We start from the raw sequence: 15,078 nt of genomic DNA, 5'->3' as shown, positions 1-15,078 counted from the left end.
CCGCCAGAGTGAGCGGAGGGAGAAAACCCGGCGAATCCGGGCGCCGGCTATTCGTCCGGTGGGAAAAGTCGCGAGGCGGTTGGGGTACCCCGCGGAGCGAACACGAGGCCAGAGGCCGAGCCCGCCACCACGTCCTGGGTCTTGGCAAGATCAGATCACGATCCGCCAGAGTGAGCGGAGGGAGAAAACCCGGCGAATCCGGGCGCCGGCTGTTCGTCCGGTGGGAAGGGTCGCGAGGCGCCCGGGTCTTCAGCGGAGCGCAAACAAAAGAAATGCTAAGTCCCGCCCCCATGAAGCCGATGGACTTTCGGGGTCGCTGGGTGCTGGTGACGGGCGCCTCTTCCGGGCTGGGGCAGGAGATGGCTCGGCAGCTCGCGCGGGACCACGGCGCGAACATCCTCGCCGTGGCGCGGCGCGGGGACCGCCTCCAGGCGCTCAAGCAGGAGCTCGAGCCCACCGGCGTGAAGGTGCTGACGTTGACGGCGGACCTGCAGAAGACCGACGACGTCGATCGCGTGTGCGAGGCTGCGACCCAGGGCGAGCCGCTCTACGGCGCCGTCTTGAACGCCGGCATCACCCACTTCGGGGACTGGCACGAGCTCGGCTGGGATGGCTTCTCGCGCATGCTCTCGACCAATGTGACTAGCGTGGTGCGCTTCACCACCCACCTCTTGCCCTATCTGGAGAAGCAGAACGAGGGCGGGGGGGTGATGCTGGTGTCGAGCATGGCCGGGCTCTCACCGGTGCCCTACCAGGCCGCGTATTCGGGCACGAAGGCGTTCCTGGTGCACTACGGCTGCAGCCTGTACCACGAGCTCCAGGGTAAGAACGTCTCCATCACCACCTTCGCGCCGGGCGGGATCGCCACGGAGATGACCGAAGGCGAGCGCTTCAACTCGCTCAGGAGCTGGCTCATGCCGGTGGACCGCTGTGCTCGCTCTGGGCTCGAGGGTTTCCGCCAGCGCAAGTACCTGCACGTGCCCGGCGTGGTCTGGAAGGTGCTCGCGGCGCTGTCCAACGTCGCACCCGAGCCCTTCGCGTCGTCGCGGGTGGCGGCGGAGTACCGCGCCTCGCTCGAGTCGCTGCGCCGCGACAACGGCGCGAGCTGAGCTCCGACGCGCCCGGCGTCCCGAGAGCCTGCTCGCGCGTCCTTGGGCCGGTCCGGACCGGCAGGTTTGTCTTGCCAACGTTGCGGGGCCTTGGGAAAAGCCCGCTCGGAGGTCAGAGAGCATGCGTTTCGTTCACGGAAGCTTCGTGGTGGCCGCGATGGCCGGAGCAGTGGGTTTGGCAGTGGCTTGTGGCGGAGCGACCCCGCCGCCCGAGGCCGGCGGCACGGAGCCCGCGCCGGCGGAGACGGCTGCGCCCGAGGAGCCCAAGCCGGAGGAGGCGAAGCCCGAGGAGGCAAAGCCCGAGGAGAAGAAGCCGGAAGAGCCCGCCAAGGCCGCCTGGAAGGACATGAACGACGAGCAGAAGAAGGAGCACATGAAGAGCGTCGTCGTGCCGAAGCTGGGCGCGCTGCTCAAGGAGTTCGACGGCAAGAAGTTCGCCGACGTGAACTGCGGAACCTGCCACGGGCCTGGCGCCAAGGAGGGCAAGTTCAAGATGCCGAACGCCAAGCTCCCGAAGCTCGACCGCACCAACGGCTTCGCCAAGCACCTGAAGAAGCACGAGAAGATCACCAAGTTCATGATGGAGAAGGTGACCGGCGAGATGGCCGCGGCGCTCGGAGTCCCCGCCTTCAACCCGGAGACCAAGGAAGGCTTCGGCTGCGGCGGCTGCCACGTGGTCGAAGGCAAGTGACGTCCCCGGGCCCGTTGGGCCCCCGCGGAGCCCGGGCGGCCTCGGCCGAGCCGGGCTCCGGCCATTTTGGCGTTTTTCCCGCGCTTTTGCCCTGGCCCGCGATCCCGTTGACCGGCCGATCTTCGCGCGTATACTCCGCGGACTTTAATCCAGAGGAAAGGTCGTCATGCCGCTAGAGCCCGGCGCGAAAACGCGCGTCATCACCAACTTCCGGCTCCACGATTCGGACACCGGCTCCCCCGAGGTGCAGATCGCCCTCTTGAGCCAGCGCATCGAGCAGCTCACGGAGCACTTCAAGACCCACAAGAAGGACCACCACAGCCGTCGTGGTCTGCTCATGCTCGTCGGCCAGCGTCGTCGCCTGCTCGACTACCTCAAGCAGTCGAACGTCGATCGCTATCGCAAGGTCGTGTCCTCGCTGAACCTGCGCAAGTGAGCGCGGGTCAGTCCAAGAGCCGCAAATTTTCTCCGGCTGCAGCGCCTGACTTCATCTTCGACTCGTGCGCGCGACCCAAGAGCGTGTCGCGATCAGGAACCGAGGCTGAAGGGGTAATGGCGCTCGCAATCGGCGTTGACCCGCACGCAGCGGGCGTTCGCCCAAGAAAGGGGCGCTTTGAAAATGTACGTACGTGAATCCGTCACCGTTGGTGGCCGTCAGCTCACACTCGAAACGGGCCGCTTGGCCAAGCTCGCCCACGGATCGATCCTCGTCACCTACGGCGAGAGCATGGTGCTGGTGACCGCCACCTCCACCGAGGAGCGCCCGGGCCTCGATTTCTTCCCGCTCACCTGCGAGTACGTCGAGAAGACCTACGCCGCAGGCAAGATCCCCGGAGGCTTCTTCAAGCGCGAGGCGCGCCAGCGTGACTACGAGATCCTGGCCTGCCGCCTGATGGACCGGCCCCTGCGGCCGCTCTTCCCCGAGGGCTACAAGAAGGACACGCAGGTCATCGCGACCGTGCTCTCCGCCGACAAGGCGAACCCCACCGACGTCCTGGCGCTGACCGGGGCCAGCGCGGCCCTGGCCATCTCGGACATCCCCTGGGACGGCCCGCTGTGCGGCATTCGCGTGGCCCGGGTCGAGGGAGAGCTCGTCACCTATCCGACCTTCGAGCAGAGCGCGAAGGCCGACATCGACGTGGTCGTCGCGGTCACCAAGGACGCCATCTGCATGGTCGAGGGTGGTGCGGACGAGTGCAGCGAGGCCGATCTGATCGACGCGCTGATGTTCGCGCACCGCGAGGGCCAGAAGGTGATCGAGCTGATCGAGAAGCTCCGGGCCGCGGTGGGCAAGCCGAAGCGCGAGTTCTCGGTCGTGAAGCTCGACGAGGCGATCAAGGCGCGCGTCGCGGTCTTGGTCGACGCCGACCTGGCCCAGGCCTGCGTGATCAAGGAGAAGAAGAAGCGCTACGACCGCTACGGCGAGCTCAAGAAGGCGCTGGCGGAGAAGCTCAAGGCGGAGCTCGGCGAGGAGAAGTGGCCGAGCGTCGAGAAGCTGGTCAAGGAGGAGTTCGAGGAGCGGAAGTACGTCGTCGTCCGCAAGATGGTGGTCGAGCAGCGCGTGCGCATCGACGGCCGCGACGAGCGGACCATCCGCCCCATCACCTGCGACGTGGCGCTCTTGCCGCGCGTGCACGGCTCGGCGCTGTTCCAGCGCGGGGAGACTCAGGCCATCGTCACCACGACGCTCGGCACCTCGACCGACGAGCAGAAGATCGACGCGCTCACCGGCGAGTCGTGGAAGCCGTTCATGCTCCACTACAACTTCCCGCCCTTCAGCACCGGCGAGACCAAGCCCATGCGCGGTCCCGGTCGCCGCGAGATCGGCCACGGCGCGCTGGCGGAGCGCGCGGTCGTCCGCATGATCCCCAGCCACGAGAAGTTCCCGTACACCATCCGCATCGTCAGCGAGACGCTGGAGTCGAACGGCTCGAGCTCGATGGCCGCGGTGTGCGGCGCGACGATGTCGATGATGGACTGCGGCGTGCCGATCCGAAAGCCCGTCGCCGGCATCGCCATGGGTCTGATCAAGGAGGGCGACAAGGTCGCCATCCTGAGCGACATCCTCGGCGACGAGGATCACCTCGGCGACATGGACTTCAAGGTCTGCGGCACCGATCGCGGCGTGACGGCCATCCAGATGGACATCAAGATCGCCGGGCTCGAGCGCTCGATCCTCGAGCGCGCCCTGGAGCAGGCCCGCGAAGGCCGCCTGCACATCCTGGGCAAGATGCTGGCGACCCTGGCCGAGCCCCGCCCCGAGATCAACAAGTGGGCGCCGCGCATCACGACCATCAAGGTCAAGCCGGACCAGATCCGCATCATCATCGGACCCGGCGGCAAGACCATCAAGGGCATCGTCGACCAGACCGGCGTGGCGATCGACGTGGAGGACGACGGCACGGTGAACGTGGCGAGCTCCGACTCCGAGGCGGTGCTGAAGGCCCTGGAGATCATCAAGGGGCTGACCGCGGAGGCCGAGGTCGGCCAGGTCTACAAGGGCACGGTCACCCGCATCGTGGACTTCGGCGCCTTCGTCGAGATCCTTCCGAACAAAGAGGCGCTGCTCCACGTCTCGGAGATCGCGCACGAGCGAGTCGAGTTCCCCGGCGACGTGCTCAAGGAAGGCGACACCGTCGAGGTCAAGGTCATCAGCATCGACCGCGAAGGCAAGACGCGCCTCACCCGTCGCGAGCTCTTGCCGTTCCCGGAGGGCGAGGAGGGCGAGGCCGCCCGCGAGCGCATCCAGCGCGCGCGCGAGGCGGGTCCGCCGTCCCGCGATCGTGGCGGCCGGCCGCCCCGCGGGGGCGATCGCGGTGACCGCGGGGGCGACCGCCGCCGCGGCGGCGACCGTCCGCGCCCGCGCTGAGCGGGATTCTCGTCTCGCTCAGCGGACGACTGAAGCGTCAAGCGTCAATCCGGCGCCCGCATCAGCGGCTCGCCGGTGCGCTCGTGAGGCTCTCGCGCGGCGCGCCGGCGACGGTGCTGGCGATCAGCACGCCTCCGGCCCAATAGGTGCCGGTGTCCGAGTCCGGCAGGATGTCGTAGGTGTGCGAGTGCGTGAACGGGACGAGCTCGGCGGCGACGACGAACACGCCGTCCAGGCGGTCCCCCCCGCGCAGATCCCCGAAGGAGCGCCCGTCCGCCGTGGGGTGCTTGGGGCTGACCTCGAGCACCGCCCCGCTCGCCAGGGTCACGCGCACGACAGCGTGGTTCGGCGCCTCGACGCGGTGGGTTTGCCTGACCTTCACCGCGCGCATCCTGCCGCCGTCCATGCTGTAGACCAGATCCCCGTCGCGGAGATCGGCGATGCGCCGCTCGCCGCTGGGCGTGGCGATGGGCGTGTCGGGGGAGTTGCAGACGCAGCTCGTGCAGCCCTTGGGGCAGGTTCCGTCCACAGGCGTGTGACAGGTGGGGTAGGGCGTGCCGAGGGGTCCGGGGACGTCGCAGCAGATCTCGCCGAGCGCGCAGCAGCTCTTGCCGCAGCAGGTGGTCGTGCCGATGCAGGCGGTGCCGGACTCGCAGGGCGCCTGGGTCTTGCACACGCCGTTGTCACAGTAGGGGTTCGTGCCCGGACAAACCGTGCCGCACTTGCCACAGTTCTTGATGTCGTTGCCGGTGTTGGTGCAGGCGCTGCCGCAGCACACGAAATCGCAGAAGCCGCAGCTGCCACCACCCGTTCCGCCGCCTCCGCTGGCGCCGCCGCTGCCGCCGGCCCCGCTCGCGCCGCCCGTCGCGCCGCTCCCCGCGGTGCCGCCGCTGCCCGCCGAACCGCCGCTCGCGCCGCCCGAGCCGGAGGAGCCCCCGGTGGCGCCCGTGCCGCCGCCGGACCCGCCGCTCTGCCCCCCGGAGCCTCCGCTCCCATCGCTGTCCGACTCGCCACCGCATCCCAGGGCCAAGAGCGTCATCAACAGGGCAGCCTTGCGCATCGCGTCCTCCAGGCTCCGATCTTCCCCGGTCGCAGCGGGCACGCAAGGAAGAAGGCAAGCCTAGTCGGCTGGACCGGCTCCTCGGGCAGCTGGTCAAGATCGCCAGGGCTGCCAAGAAATAGAGGTCAGAACGTGTAGGAGGCGCTCGCGCCGAGCGGGTGCAGGCGCAGCCGGAGCGCGCCAGCCGGCTCTGGCGAGGGCTTCTTCTTGGGTGCGATCATCACCAGGGTGACGCCGGCGGCGCCGCCGACCGCGGCGCCGATCCACAGCGCCCGCGCGATGGCGTAGCGGTCGATGGCGTCCTCGCGATCGCCGACGTCGGTGTGGTCCGAGTCGTCGAACTTCTGCTTCGCGCCTAGGGCGCTCACGTAGTAGCCGACGCCGATGCCGGCAGCAGCCGCCGAGGCGCCGATCAGCACCCAGCCGAAGGTGCGCTGGATGTCGCCGCTCGAGTCGCTCGTCGTCGGCTCGGACGGGGTGGGCTTCGCGGGCGCGTCGTCGGGCTCGTCCTCGCCGAGCTCGAGCAACACCCGCTTTTGCTGTCCCGCCTCGACGCTGACCGTGCGGGTGACCAGCTCGCCATCCGGTCCCTCGAGCCGCACCTCGTGCTCGCCGGGCTCGACGAAGGTCTCGAAGGGGATGGGAGTCTGCTGGATGGGACCGACGCTGGCTCGGGTGCCCTTCGGCTCGCGGACCTCGAGCTTGCCCAGCGCTGCTCGAAGCTCCGCGAGCTTCTGCTTGGCCTGCTTGGCCTGCGCGTCGGACAGGCTGCCGAGCTTCAGCGCCTGGGCGAAGTCGTTGGCGGCGCGGGCGCGGTCCTTGGCGCCCTCCCAGCACAACGCGGCGTTGTAGAGCGTGGCCCCGTGGGGCGCGCGCTTGTGGGCTTCCGTGAAGGCCTCCGCGCACACCCGGAACTCGCCCTTCTTGGCCGCCGCGGCCCCGGCTTCGAAGAACTGCGCCGCGACCTCGGTCTCGCCGCCGCCTTGGGCCCGCGCGCCGCTCGACACGGCCACCGCCGCGAAGCACGCGCTCATCGCCAAGCGACCGAACCGGGCCGACACGCTCGGGACGATACCACGGGGGCGCTCTGGGCGAGCCTCCTCGCTCACACCAGGCGGAGTGAGCGGCCGACCAGGACCTCGTTGTGCGAGCCTTGACGGTAGCCCGCGAGGTCGATGGTCACGTAGCTGAAGCCGTGGGCCTTGCCGAGGCGGACGACCTCCTCGCGAACACCGGGGCGGAACAAGCCCTCGAGCTCCGAGAGCTCGATCTCGATGCGGGCGATCTTGTCGTGCCAGCGCACGCGCAGCTGGCGGAACCCCAGCGCCTTGAGCGCGGCCTCGAGCCCGCCGATCTGCTGCAGGCGCTCGGCCGTGACGCTGGTGCCGTAGGGGATGCGGCTCGACAAGCAGGCCGACGCGGGCTTGTCCCACACGTCCATGCCGATGAGCTGCGCGGCCTGTCGCACCTCGCTCTTGGTCAATCCGGCGTCCACCAGCGGGCTCTTCACTGCGGCGTTCTTCGCGGCCTCGAGCCCGGGCCTATAGTCGCCGAGGTCGTCGAGATTGGTGCCGTTGACGACGTGAGCGAGGCCCCACTCAGCGCGCTTCTGCTCCGCGATCTCGTACAGCTCGCTCTTGCAGTGGAAGCAGCGGTCGGGCTCGTTGGCGACGTAGCCGGGGCGCGCGATCTCGTTCGAGTCCACGAAGCGATGCGCGGCGCCGATCTGCCTGGCGATGCGCTCGGCGTCGAGCTTCTCGCTCGCGGGCAGGCTGGGGCTCACGGCCGTCATGCCGACGGCGCGCTCGCCGAGCTCGGAGTGGGCGACGGCCAGCACGAACGCGCTGTCGAGACCGCCGGAGTAGCAGACCAGCACCGAGCCGAGCTCGCGCAGGCCGGCTCGCAGCTGCTCGAGCTTCTGGGCAGCGGTTTCGACGCTCATTTCCGCTGGTACATAACACCCGGACCGGGATCTGCCAGCTCAGGGCTTGGCGCCGCCCTTGCCCAGGCCCGCGGCGTTTCCCCAGACCTGGAGCGCGTAGCGTCCGGAGCCGCGGAACACGCTGACCTCCAGCATGTAGAGGCCGGGCACGTCGAAGCAGATCGGGCCAGCCGGCGGTGTGACCGGGAAAGCGTCGTGGCTCATGTCGCCGGTCACGTCCTCGCCATCGGGACCGCGCAGGAGTACGTCCAGATCGAGCACGTTGCGATCGCCGACGGCATACACGCGGTAGCAGGCGCCGGAGGCCGGCACGTAGAACGTGTAGCGGTCCGCGGGATCCTTCTCGCTCTGCTCCGCGGTCTGCACGCGGGTGACGGCCTGCATGCCGCCGGTAGGGCCGCAGCTGCGGGTCAGCCGCGCGAGGTCTTCCTTTGGCGAGCCCGTGGGCGAAAAAGCCGAGTAACACTCGGACCACACGCCGCCCTTCGGGCCGTCGCCCTCCTCAGCCTCTGCCACCGGGCCACCCGTGGGCGGCGGCGACGCGGTCGGCTCGAGGGTCCGTGCGCCGCAGCCGAAGCAGCCGAGCGCGGCGAGGGCGAGGAGCGGTGCCGTCCGGGTCATCGGGGCGCGAGGATAGTCCCCCGCCGCGCCAGGTGAAGCACGGACATTTCTTGACCGGGCTGGGTTGCACTTCCGAGTGCTGAGTGTATGTTCAGTACACCTGCCATGGCCTTGCCGCAACACGTCCTCGACCGGCTGCCTGCGGCGCTCCTGCGCGGGGGTGCGCTGGCACCTCGCGAGCTGCCGCAGAGCGGGCTTTCGCTAGGGCTGTTGGGGCTCGACGAGCTCCTGCCGGATGGGGGGCTCGGTCGGGGCTCGGTGGTGGAGCTGTGCGTGAAGGGAGCGGCCGCCGGCGCCACCCGCATCGCGCTCGCGGCCTGCCGCGCCGCCCAGGCGGAGGGGCGCGAGCGCGGGGGGGACACCCCCTGGTGTGCCTTCGTCGATGCGTCGAGCTCGCTCCACGGGCCCGGGGTCGCCGAAGCAGGGGTCGAGCTCGGGCGCTTGCTCGTGGTGCGCCCGCCGCTCGAGGCGCTCAGCCGCGTGAGCCTGCGCCTGGTGGAGTCGCGAGCGTTCGCGCTCGTGGTCATCGACACCATGGGAGCTCCTGGCCACCCCGTGGATGTCTCTCTCGGCACCTGGCCGCGCGTCGTGCGGCGCTTGGCCATGGCCGTCGAAGGGACGTCGGCCTGCGTGCTGCTCGTCACGGACAGCAGGGCTTCGCGACCGCTACCGCTGCCGGTCGCGCAGCGCATCGAGCTGTCGCGTCCGAGCGAGCACGAGCTCGGGGTGCGCGTGGCCAAGGACAAGCACGGCAGAGTCTCTTCTCCGCGCAAGATCGCCTGGGGCCTCAGGAAGTGCTCATGAGCGAAGCGCGCGAAAGCAGAATTGCCGCGGTGGTGCTGCCCGATCTGGTGACCGAGCTGGCTGCCGAGTCGCTGGTGGTTGCGCGGGCCGTGCACGCGCCGGCATCGCGCCAGGAGCTGTCACCGTTCGCCGTGGTGCTGGTGGACCAAGCGAGGGGAGGAGGTGACGCGGAGCCGGTTCCGGCTACCGCGCTGCTCGATGCGGTCAGCGGGTCAGCGCGGCGTTTCGGCGTGCGCCCAGGTCAGAGCATCGCCGAGGCCTGCGTGCTCTTGTCGCAGCTCCGGATCGTGGAGCTCCCCCGGGCAGAGCTGGATGCGGCCCTCGGTCGCGTGGCGGAGGCCGCCCTCGCGTTCGGAGCCACGGTGTCCCTGGAAGCGCCGGACACGGTGTGGGTCGACGTGACGGGAGCAGCGCATCTCTTCGGTGACGAGCAAGCGCTGGCCACGGAGCTCCTGAGCCGGGTGCGGGCACTGGGTCACGTGGCGCGGGTGGCCGTCGCGGGCGGACCGCGGCTCAGCCAGGCGCTGGCGCGCTGGGGGAACCCGTCGGCGCACAGCGAGCGAGGCGTGAGCGTGGTGCCTGCCGAGCGCACGCGTCACACCATGGCCGCGCTGCCCGTCACCGCGCTGCCGATCGCTGGGGAGCACGCGGCCTGGCTCGCCCGTCTCGGCGTGCTCACGCTGGGGGAGCTGGCGAAGCTCCCGCGCGCGGCTTCCGCGACGCGCCTGGGAGAGCACGCGGATCGCGCGCTGGATCTGGCGGACGGCAGAGATGCCACGCCGCTCGTCGCCTGGAAACCGCCGAGCTTGCTCGTGGAGCAGAGCGAGTGGGACGAGCCGGCCTCGGGCATCCAGCCGCTTTTGTTCGTGCTGCGCGGGCTCGTCGCGCGCGTCTCGGCGCGTCTCGCCGGGCGCGGCGAGGCCGCGCAGAAGCTGGTCCTCGTCGTGTCCCACGATCGAGCCATCGCGCGCCACCAAGGGGTCCCCGAAGAGAAGGCGCTGGTGTTCGATCTCGCCTCGCCGCTCTGGCGAGCCGAAGAGATGAGCCGGGTGATCGTCTCGCGGCTCGAGCGCACCCGGCTCGAGGCGCCCAGCGTGGGGCTCCGCCTCGAGGTGCCGGCCATCATCCGCGCGCTCGGGCGTCAGCTCGAGCTGTCACGGGTGTCCGGGGGAGTCACCGGTCAAAAGGGGCTCGAGTCGCTGCCGGTGGTCCTGGCGGAGCTCGCCGCCGACATCGGTCGAGAGCGGGTGGGGGTTCTGGCGCTCGCCGACTCGCACCGGCCGGAGAAGCAGGCCGAGCTCGTCCCCGCGCTCCCCGAGCCTGGAGCGCTGCGCCCGAAGAAGCCCCGGCGCGAGCCGCTGCCCGTTCGCAGGCTGCGCTCGCTCGCCGGCTCGAGGCTCGGCGCACCGACTCGGCTCCTGCCCCAGCCCGTGCCGCTCGAGGTCGCGCTACGGGTAGGGGCGACGCTCTGCATCGACCATCGCCTCTACACCATCGAACGCATCGGCTTCGTGGAGCGGCTCGAGGCGGTGGAGTGGTGGACGTCCGCGCCCGTCGCGCGGGACTACCTGCGGCTGTGGCTCACCGGCACCGAGGGCGGGCTCGACGCGCTGATCTACGTGGACCGCCAGAGCGGCAAGCGCTTCATGCAGGCGGTGGCGGACTAACCCGACGTGCAGACCTTGTAGGCTGAGTAGCCCGGGATCGGCTGGCAAGTGAGCCCCGTCGCACACACTCCGGGGGAGGCTCCGCACACGATTTCGTTCGATTTGCACTGAGCTTGATGGCGGCAAGCCGTGCCATCGAGGTCGCTGCCGATGAAGTCCGCGCAGCAGATCTGGTTGCCGCTGCAGTCCTCGGGTCCGTCGCAGCGAATGTCCGCACCCGCGCAACCCGAGCCGTTCGAGACGCACCCGGTGAGCGTGCCAGCGCAGCAGAACGCGCTGGAGAGCGAGCAGGGCGTGTTGCCACACGCCACGCTGCCGGCCGTCGCACCGCCCGTTCCGCCGCTGCCGCCGCTGGTGGTGCCACCGCCACTGGTGGTGCCACCGCCGCTGGTGGTGCCGCCGCCGCTGGTGGTGCCGCCGCCGCTGGTGGTGCCACCGCCGCTGGTGGTGCCGCCGCCGCTGGTGGTGCCGCCGCCGCTGGTGGTGCCGCCGCCGCTGGTGGTGCCGCCGGCGCCGCCGGTGGAGCCGCCGCTGCCGCCGGTGCCGACCGCGCAGCTGCCCGCGCTGCCGCCAGCGCCCGAGTCCGGCGCAGGACCGCAGGTTGCGACCACCAACAAGCGCTTCTCCACCTTGGTGCAAGGGTCGCCGAAGTTTCCGTTGCTGGCGGCTACTGTGCAGCTCGGCTTGCCGAGGCAGTAGCACTCGACCACCGCTGCGGACGTGGTCGCGTGGCAGGGGCCCTGCTTGGGGCTGGCGCAGCTCCCCGGATCGTCGCCGTAGCTGGAGAAGTCGATGCCGGTGATCACCATGCCGCTGGGACAGACGAGGCTGAGCGTCTCGTTTTCGACCACGTCCTGGCAGACGCTCGTGCCGGAGCCGCCGCCGCTGCCTCCCGTGCCCGTGGGCTTACCGATCACACAGCGTTCGGTGCTCGGGTCGCAGGTCCACCCCGCCGCGCAGGGGCAGCGCTTGCCCGAGAGATCCACCTCATCGACCGTGCAGCCGAGCGCGAGCGCGAGTGGGAGCCACCCCAGGGAAGCGCGCATGATGACCAGCCTAGCGCGTTTTCGTCTCAGCGAGCAGCGAGCTCGGGGCGCATGGGGCCGTCGGCCACGCCGCCGCCTTTGAGCTTCATCCCGCCGTGGGGCTGGATGCGCGGCAGCTTCGCGAACTGGGAGTCGAGCAGCGCCCGCAGCTCCGAGAGCTTCTCGGGCTCGGTCTTGGCCAGATCCTTCTGCTCGCCCGGATCGGTCTTCAGGTGGAAGAGCTTCTCGGGCCCGGTTTTGTCGCCGAAGCGGATCAGCTTCCAGTCGCCGCTCACCACGGCCCGGCGCGCGGGCTGGACGTTGTCGGCGGTGAGCTCGAGCACGACGGGCTTCACCTTGCCGGGCTTGCCCTCCAGCATCGGCACCAGGCTCTCGCCCATGAAGCCCGAGAGCGCCTCCTGGCCCATCAGCTCCATGATGGTCGGTCCGAGGTCCAAGTGAGTGTGCGGCGTGGAGATGCGCTGCGCCTCGACGCCCGGGACTCGGATCAGGAGCGGGACCCGCACCAGCTCTTCGTAGAGCTCGTGGGCGTGCTGCATCATGCCGTGCTCGCCGAAGGCCTCGCCGTGGTCGGCGCTGATGATGACCGCGGTCTTGTCCCACCAGGGCTGCTCGGCGGCCCAGTCGAGGAGCTTGCCGACGTGCTGGTCGGTGTAGTGCACCTCGTTGTCGTAGAGATCGCGCTCCCGGTTGCCGAAGTCCGGGGACTCCTTGTGCTTGATCCACTGGTGGTGCGGGTCGGTGTAGTGAGTCCAGGCGAAGAACTGACCCTTCACGTTCTCCGGATCGGAGAGCTGTTTCTGCATCAGCTCATTGGTCTTGGGGCTGGTGACGTGGTCGTCGCTGCGCTCGTTGAAAGTGAGCCCGGGCACCATCTCCCAGAGGTCGAAGCCCTGGTTCAGGCCTTTGCCTCGGTTGAAGTACAAGTGCGAGTGGACGGCCATGGTGCGGATGCCCTTCTGCTGGAGGGCTTCGGGGAAGAGCTCGTTCGAGTCCTGATAACCAGCGAAGAAGTAGCCGCTGCGGTACAGCGTCGAGGCGTAGCGGCCGGAGAGCATGGCCGGCACGCTCTGCGCGGTGAAGCTCGTCACGGAGCGATGGTTGTCGAACACCACGTTCTCTCTCGCGAAGCGGGTCAGGTTCGGCGCGATGTCGCGCGCGTAGCCGCTCCACGGCATGTCCGCGCGCAGCGCGTCGATGGTCAGGAGCAGCACGTTGAGCGGCTCCTTCTTGCGCGCGCTCTTCTTCGCTGCGAGCGCCGGCTTCTCGGGCTTCGGTGTCGCTTTGTCGGCCGGAGGCGCGGCGGCCTTCGGTGGCTCGGCTGGTGCCGGTGCGGGAGCCGGCGGCTCGTTTCCGCAGCCGAACATCAACAGGGGCAAGGTGAGCAGGAGTGAGCGGTCGAGCTCCATGCCCCGGTCCTATCGATGGCCCGGGAGAGTGGGCAACTTCCCGACATCGACTCACTCGGCGCAGCCGGGCGGGGCGAAGCGCTTGGCGCTCGCACCCGTGCTCGGGTCGAGGCGGATCAGCGTGCCGCCGACGGCGAGCTCCGCGCCGGCACCCGCGCCGGACAAAAGCAGCAGGAGCTCCCCGTTCGGCAGGCGCACGACTCGCCCGGCGTCTTCGGCCGGACCGCTGACCCCGCTCTTCAGCTCGGCCACCAAGCGCGCCGAGTCCACATCGACGACGGCGGCACCGCGCAGCCATCCGTCCACGAACAGCCAGCGCCCTGCGGCGAGCGGGTAGAGCTCGGCGCCGTAGAAATTGACCGGAATTTCCAGGCGCTGTTTCCCCGTGGCGGGGTCGAAGAGCCGCCCGGTGCAGGCTGGACCGGCGTCGCACTGCTCCACGAGCAGGGCCCGGCCGAGGAAGCGCAGCGCGGCGATCTGGTCGCCGTGCGCCGGAGAGGTCACCTTGAAGCGCTTCAGCAGCTTCCTCTGCTCGGCGCTCCAGACCTCCACGGTGCCAGTGGAGTCGTCAGCGCTCGCGCTCGGCTGGCGTACCAGCGCGACGAGCTTGCCGTCCTCGGACACGCGAGCGAACAGGCGGTCGTCGGCCTCGCGGCGATAGCGCTCGGTCCTGGGTAGCGCCCGCGCGGAGACGAACGGCGTGCACTTGCCCGCGCTGCTGCACAGACTGACTGCGTCCTTGTCGATGCGCGGGCTCGCTGCCGCGGCTGGCTCCTCCGGGGGCGGCGGCGGCTCGAGCGGGTTGGCGACTCGAAAGGCCTGACTCTCGAGGTTCCAGTCGAAGCAGGCGTCGGGGGTATCGTCGCTCACACCCTCCTCGCGCATGCAGAACGTGAGCCGATCCGGCGCGCCGAGCTTCGCTTGGGTCACGCGCCCGTGCTCCGCCAGCGCCTTCGGCAAGCAAGCCCGGGTGGGGCGCTCGCGGACGGCGCGTGGGCGCGCGGGACCGGGCCGGGCGTCCTCCGGCGCGAGTGGCTCCGCGCCGAGGGGCTCGGGGCGGGGCACGGTGCCGACGCACGCCGACAGGGCGGCCAGGCAGAGGGGAAGCGGGCCGAGGCGGCGCATGCCCCCCGATACCACGTACACTGCGGGCATGCGCCCGCTCATCGTCGCGACGTGCATCGCGCTCGCCGCAGCTTGCTCCGGAGAAACATCGGGAGACGGCACGCCGTCGAGCGGAGGCAGCACCTCGAGCGGAGGCAGCACCTCGAGCGGAGGCAGCACGAGCGGAGGCGGCACGTCGAGCGGAGGCGGCACGAGCGGAGGCGGCACGTCGAGCGGAGGCACCTCGGGTGCTGCGGGCTCGAGCTCGGGCGGCGGGAGCGGCGGCGGCGTGGATGCGGGCAGCTGCCAAGAGGGCGGGACACTCGACGCGGGGCTCGAGGCCGTCATCGCGGCTTCGTGCGTCGTCGCGGTGATCCAGGTGGCGCGCATCGACGAGGAGTGCTCGGGTGCCGGCGGCGCGCACGTCACCTTCGACGTGATCGCCATCGGCAAGGGCAGCGGTGTGACGCAGGTGAACCACGGCGGTCACGCCTACTACGCGCCACCGGAAGGCCCCGACAAGGTCGGCGAGTACTTCGTCGCGGGCATCGATCCCTTCGGCACGCTGGTGCCTCAGCCGGACAACCCGGGCTGGTGCATCACCGGTCTGCCGAGCGTCGACGGCTACGCCCACAGCTTCGTGGAGGCGACCAGCGAGGCCGACGCCAAGGCGAAGATGGCCGCCATCCTCGCGAAGTGATTGAGCCTTGTCGCTGCCCCAAGAATGAGATTTTTCCCAGCGAAATAGACTGATAA

Annotated in this window: 14 protein-coding genes; 7 read left to right on the top strand and 7 right to left on the bottom strand. The window is 70.0% G+C overall.

The window, feature by feature from the left end; genetic code table 11:
• Nucleotides 1–290 precede the first annotated feature (290 nt).
• The 4 genes from HS104_12010 (at nt 291) to pnp (ending at nt 4,669) form a co-directional block, all read left to right on the top strand.
• Nucleotides 291–1,109: an SDR family NAD(P)-dependent oxidoreductase gene (locus HS104_12010; protein MBE7480693.1), complete on the top strand. Its 819-nt coding sequence runs from the start codon at nt 291–293 to the stop codon at nt 1,107–1,109.
• 121 nt (nt 1,110–1,230) lie between these two features.
• Nucleotides 1,231–1,800, top strand: coding sequence for a hypothetical protein (locus HS104_12005; protein ID MBE7480692.1), 570 nt, complete (start codon nt 1,231–1,233; stop codon nt 1,798–1,800).
• Between the two features lie 166 nt (nt 1,801–1,966).
• Nucleotides 1,967–2,236: a 30S ribosomal protein S15 gene (rpsO, locus tag HS104_12000; GenBank protein ID MBE7480691.1), complete on the top strand. Its 270-nt coding sequence runs from the start codon at nt 1,967–1,969 to the stop codon at nt 2,234–2,236.
• A gap of 183 nt (nt 2,237–2,419) precedes the next feature.
• Nucleotides 2,420–4,669, top strand: a complete 2,250-nt coding sequence (gene pnp, locus HS104_11995; GenBank protein ID MBE7480690.1) for a polyribonucleotide nucleotidyltransferase — start codon at nt 2,420–2,422, stop codon at nt 4,667–4,669.
• 61 nt (nt 4,670–4,730) lie between these two features.
• Here the strand turns inward: pnp and HS104_11990 are convergent, their stop codons facing one another.
• The 4 genes from HS104_11990 to HS104_11975 form a co-directional block, all read right to left on the bottom strand.
• On the bottom strand, nt 4,731–5,729 hold the full coding sequence (locus HS104_11990) for a Hint domain-containing protein (GenBank protein MBE7480689.1): 999 nt from the start codon (nt 5,727–5,729) through the stop codon (nt 4,731–4,733).
• Nucleotides 5,730–5,854: 125 nt separating this feature from the next.
• Nucleotides 5,855–6,790, bottom strand: a complete 936-nt coding sequence (locus HS104_11985) for a hypothetical protein (GenBank protein ID MBE7480688.1) — start codon at nt 6,788–6,790, stop codon at nt 5,855–5,857.
• A gap of 44 nt (nt 6,791–6,834) precedes the next feature.
• A complete protein-coding gene (gene larE / locus HS104_11980) occupies nt 6,835–7,671 on the bottom strand; it encodes an ATP-dependent sacrificial sulfur transferase LarE (protein MBE7480687.1) in 837 nt (278 codons plus the stop codon).
• A gap of 39 nt (nt 7,672–7,710) precedes the next feature.
• Nucleotides 7,711–8,292, bottom strand: a complete 582-nt coding sequence (locus tag HS104_11975; GenBank protein MBE7480686.1) for a hypothetical protein — start codon at nt 8,290–8,292, stop codon at nt 7,711–7,713.
• Nucleotides 8,293–8,397: 105 nt separating this feature from the next.
• Here HS104_11975 and HS104_11970 point away from each other — a divergent pair, with 105 nt between their 5' ends.
• A complete protein-coding gene (locus tag HS104_11970) occupies nt 8,398–9,096 on the top strand; it encodes a recombinase A (protein MBE7480685.1) in 699 nt (232 codons plus the stop codon).
• Nucleotides 9,093–10,763, top strand: coding sequence for a DNA polymerase Y family protein (locus HS104_11965; protein MBE7480684.1), 1,671 nt, complete (start codon nt 9,093–9,095; stop codon nt 10,761–10,763). The genes HS104_11970 and HS104_11965 overlap by 4 nt, the downstream gene beginning before the upstream one ends.
• On the opposite strand, the gene HS104_11960 is transcribed toward HS104_11965, so the two are convergent.
• The 3 genes from HS104_11960 to HS104_11950 are packed head-to-tail and all read right to left on the bottom strand — an operon-like array spanning nt 10,760 to nt 14,373.
• Nucleotides 10,760–11,809: a hypothetical protein gene (locus HS104_11960; GenBank protein MBE7480683.1), complete on the bottom strand. Its 1,050-nt coding sequence runs from the start codon at nt 11,807–11,809 to the stop codon at nt 10,760–10,762. The two genes, HS104_11965 and HS104_11960, sit on opposite strands and share 4 nt — an antisense overlap.
• 26 nt (nt 11,810–11,835) lie before the next feature.
• Complete coding sequence (locus tag HS104_11955; protein ID MBE7480682.1) at nt 11,836–13,218, bottom strand: sulfatase; 1,383 nt, start codon at nt 13,216–13,218, stop codon at nt 11,836–11,838.
• 51 nt (nt 13,219–13,269) lie between these two features.
• Complete coding sequence (locus HS104_11950; protein ID MBE7480681.1) at nt 13,270–14,373, bottom strand: hypothetical protein; 1,104 nt, start codon at nt 14,371–14,373, stop codon at nt 13,270–13,272.
• Between HS104_11950 and HS104_11945 the strand changes: the two genes are divergently transcribed.
• Nucleotides 14,372–15,022 carry a hypothetical protein gene (locus HS104_11945; protein ID MBE7480680.1) on the top strand — a complete coding sequence of 217 codons (651 nt, stop codon included), beginning with the start codon at nt 14,372–14,374 and terminating at the stop codon, nt 15,020–15,022. The two genes, HS104_11950 and HS104_11945, sit on opposite strands and share 2 nt — an antisense overlap.
• The last annotated feature ends 56 nt before the right edge of the window (nt 15,023–15,078 follow it).

This window comes from Polyangiaceae bacterium, assembly GCA_015075635.1.
GTDB lineage: Bacteria > Myxococcota_A > Polyangia > Polyangiales > Polyangiaceae > JADJKB01.
The sequence above is the reverse complement of the archived record's forward strand: the minus strand, read 5'-3'. Positions and strand labels throughout refer to the sequence as shown.

Bases quoted from the DNA above. Each gene is read 5' to 3' on its own strand.
- HS104_11990 (MBE7480689.1), bottom strand. From the start codon at position 5,729: ATGCGCAAGGCTGCCCTGTTGATGACGCTCTTGGCCCTGGGATGCGGT.
- HS104_12010 (MBE7480693.1), top strand. From the start codon at position 291: ATGAAGCCGATGGACTTTCGGGGTCGCTGGGTGCTGGTGACGGGCGCC.
- HS104_11945 (MBE7480680.1), top strand. From the start codon at position 14,372: ATGCGCCCGCTCATCGTCGCGACGTGCATCGCGCTCGCCGCAGCTTGC.
- pnp (MBE7480690.1), top strand. From the start codon at position 2,420: ATGTACGTACGTGAATCCGTCACCGTTGGTGGCCGTCAGCTCACACTC.
- HS104_11975 (MBE7480686.1), bottom strand. From the start codon at position 8,292: ATGACCCGGACGGCACCGCTCCTCGCCCTCGCCGCGCTCGGCTGCTTC.
- HS104_11960 (MBE7480683.1), bottom strand. From the start codon at position 11,809: ATGCGCGCTTCCCTGGGGTGGCTCCCACTCGCGCTCGCGCTCGGCTGC.
- HS104_11950 (MBE7480681.1), bottom strand. From the start codon at position 14,373: ATGCCCGCAGTGTACGTGGTATCGGGGGGCATGCGCCGCCTCGGCCCG.
- larE (MBE7480687.1), bottom strand. From the start codon at position 7,671: ATGAGCGTCGAAACCGCTGCCCAGAAGCTCGAGCAGCTGCGAGCCGGC.
- rpsO (MBE7480691.1), top strand. From the start codon at position 1,967: ATGCCGCTAGAGCCCGGCGCGAAAACGCGCGTCATCACCAACTTCCGG.
- HS104_11965 (MBE7480684.1), top strand. From the start codon at position 9,093: ATGAGCGAAGCGCGCGAAAGCAGAATTGCCGCGGTGGTGCTGCCCGAT.
- HS104_12005 (MBE7480692.1), top strand. From the start codon at position 1,231: ATGCGTTTCGTTCACGGAAGCTTCGTGGTGGCCGCGATGGCCGGAGCA.
- HS104_11955 (MBE7480682.1), bottom strand. From the start codon at position 13,218: ATGGAGCTCGACCGCTCACTCCTGCTCACCTTGCCCCTGTTGATGTTC.
- HS104_11970 (MBE7480685.1), top strand. From the start codon at position 8,398: ATGGCCTTGCCGCAACACGTCCTCGACCGGCTGCCTGCGGCGCTCCTG.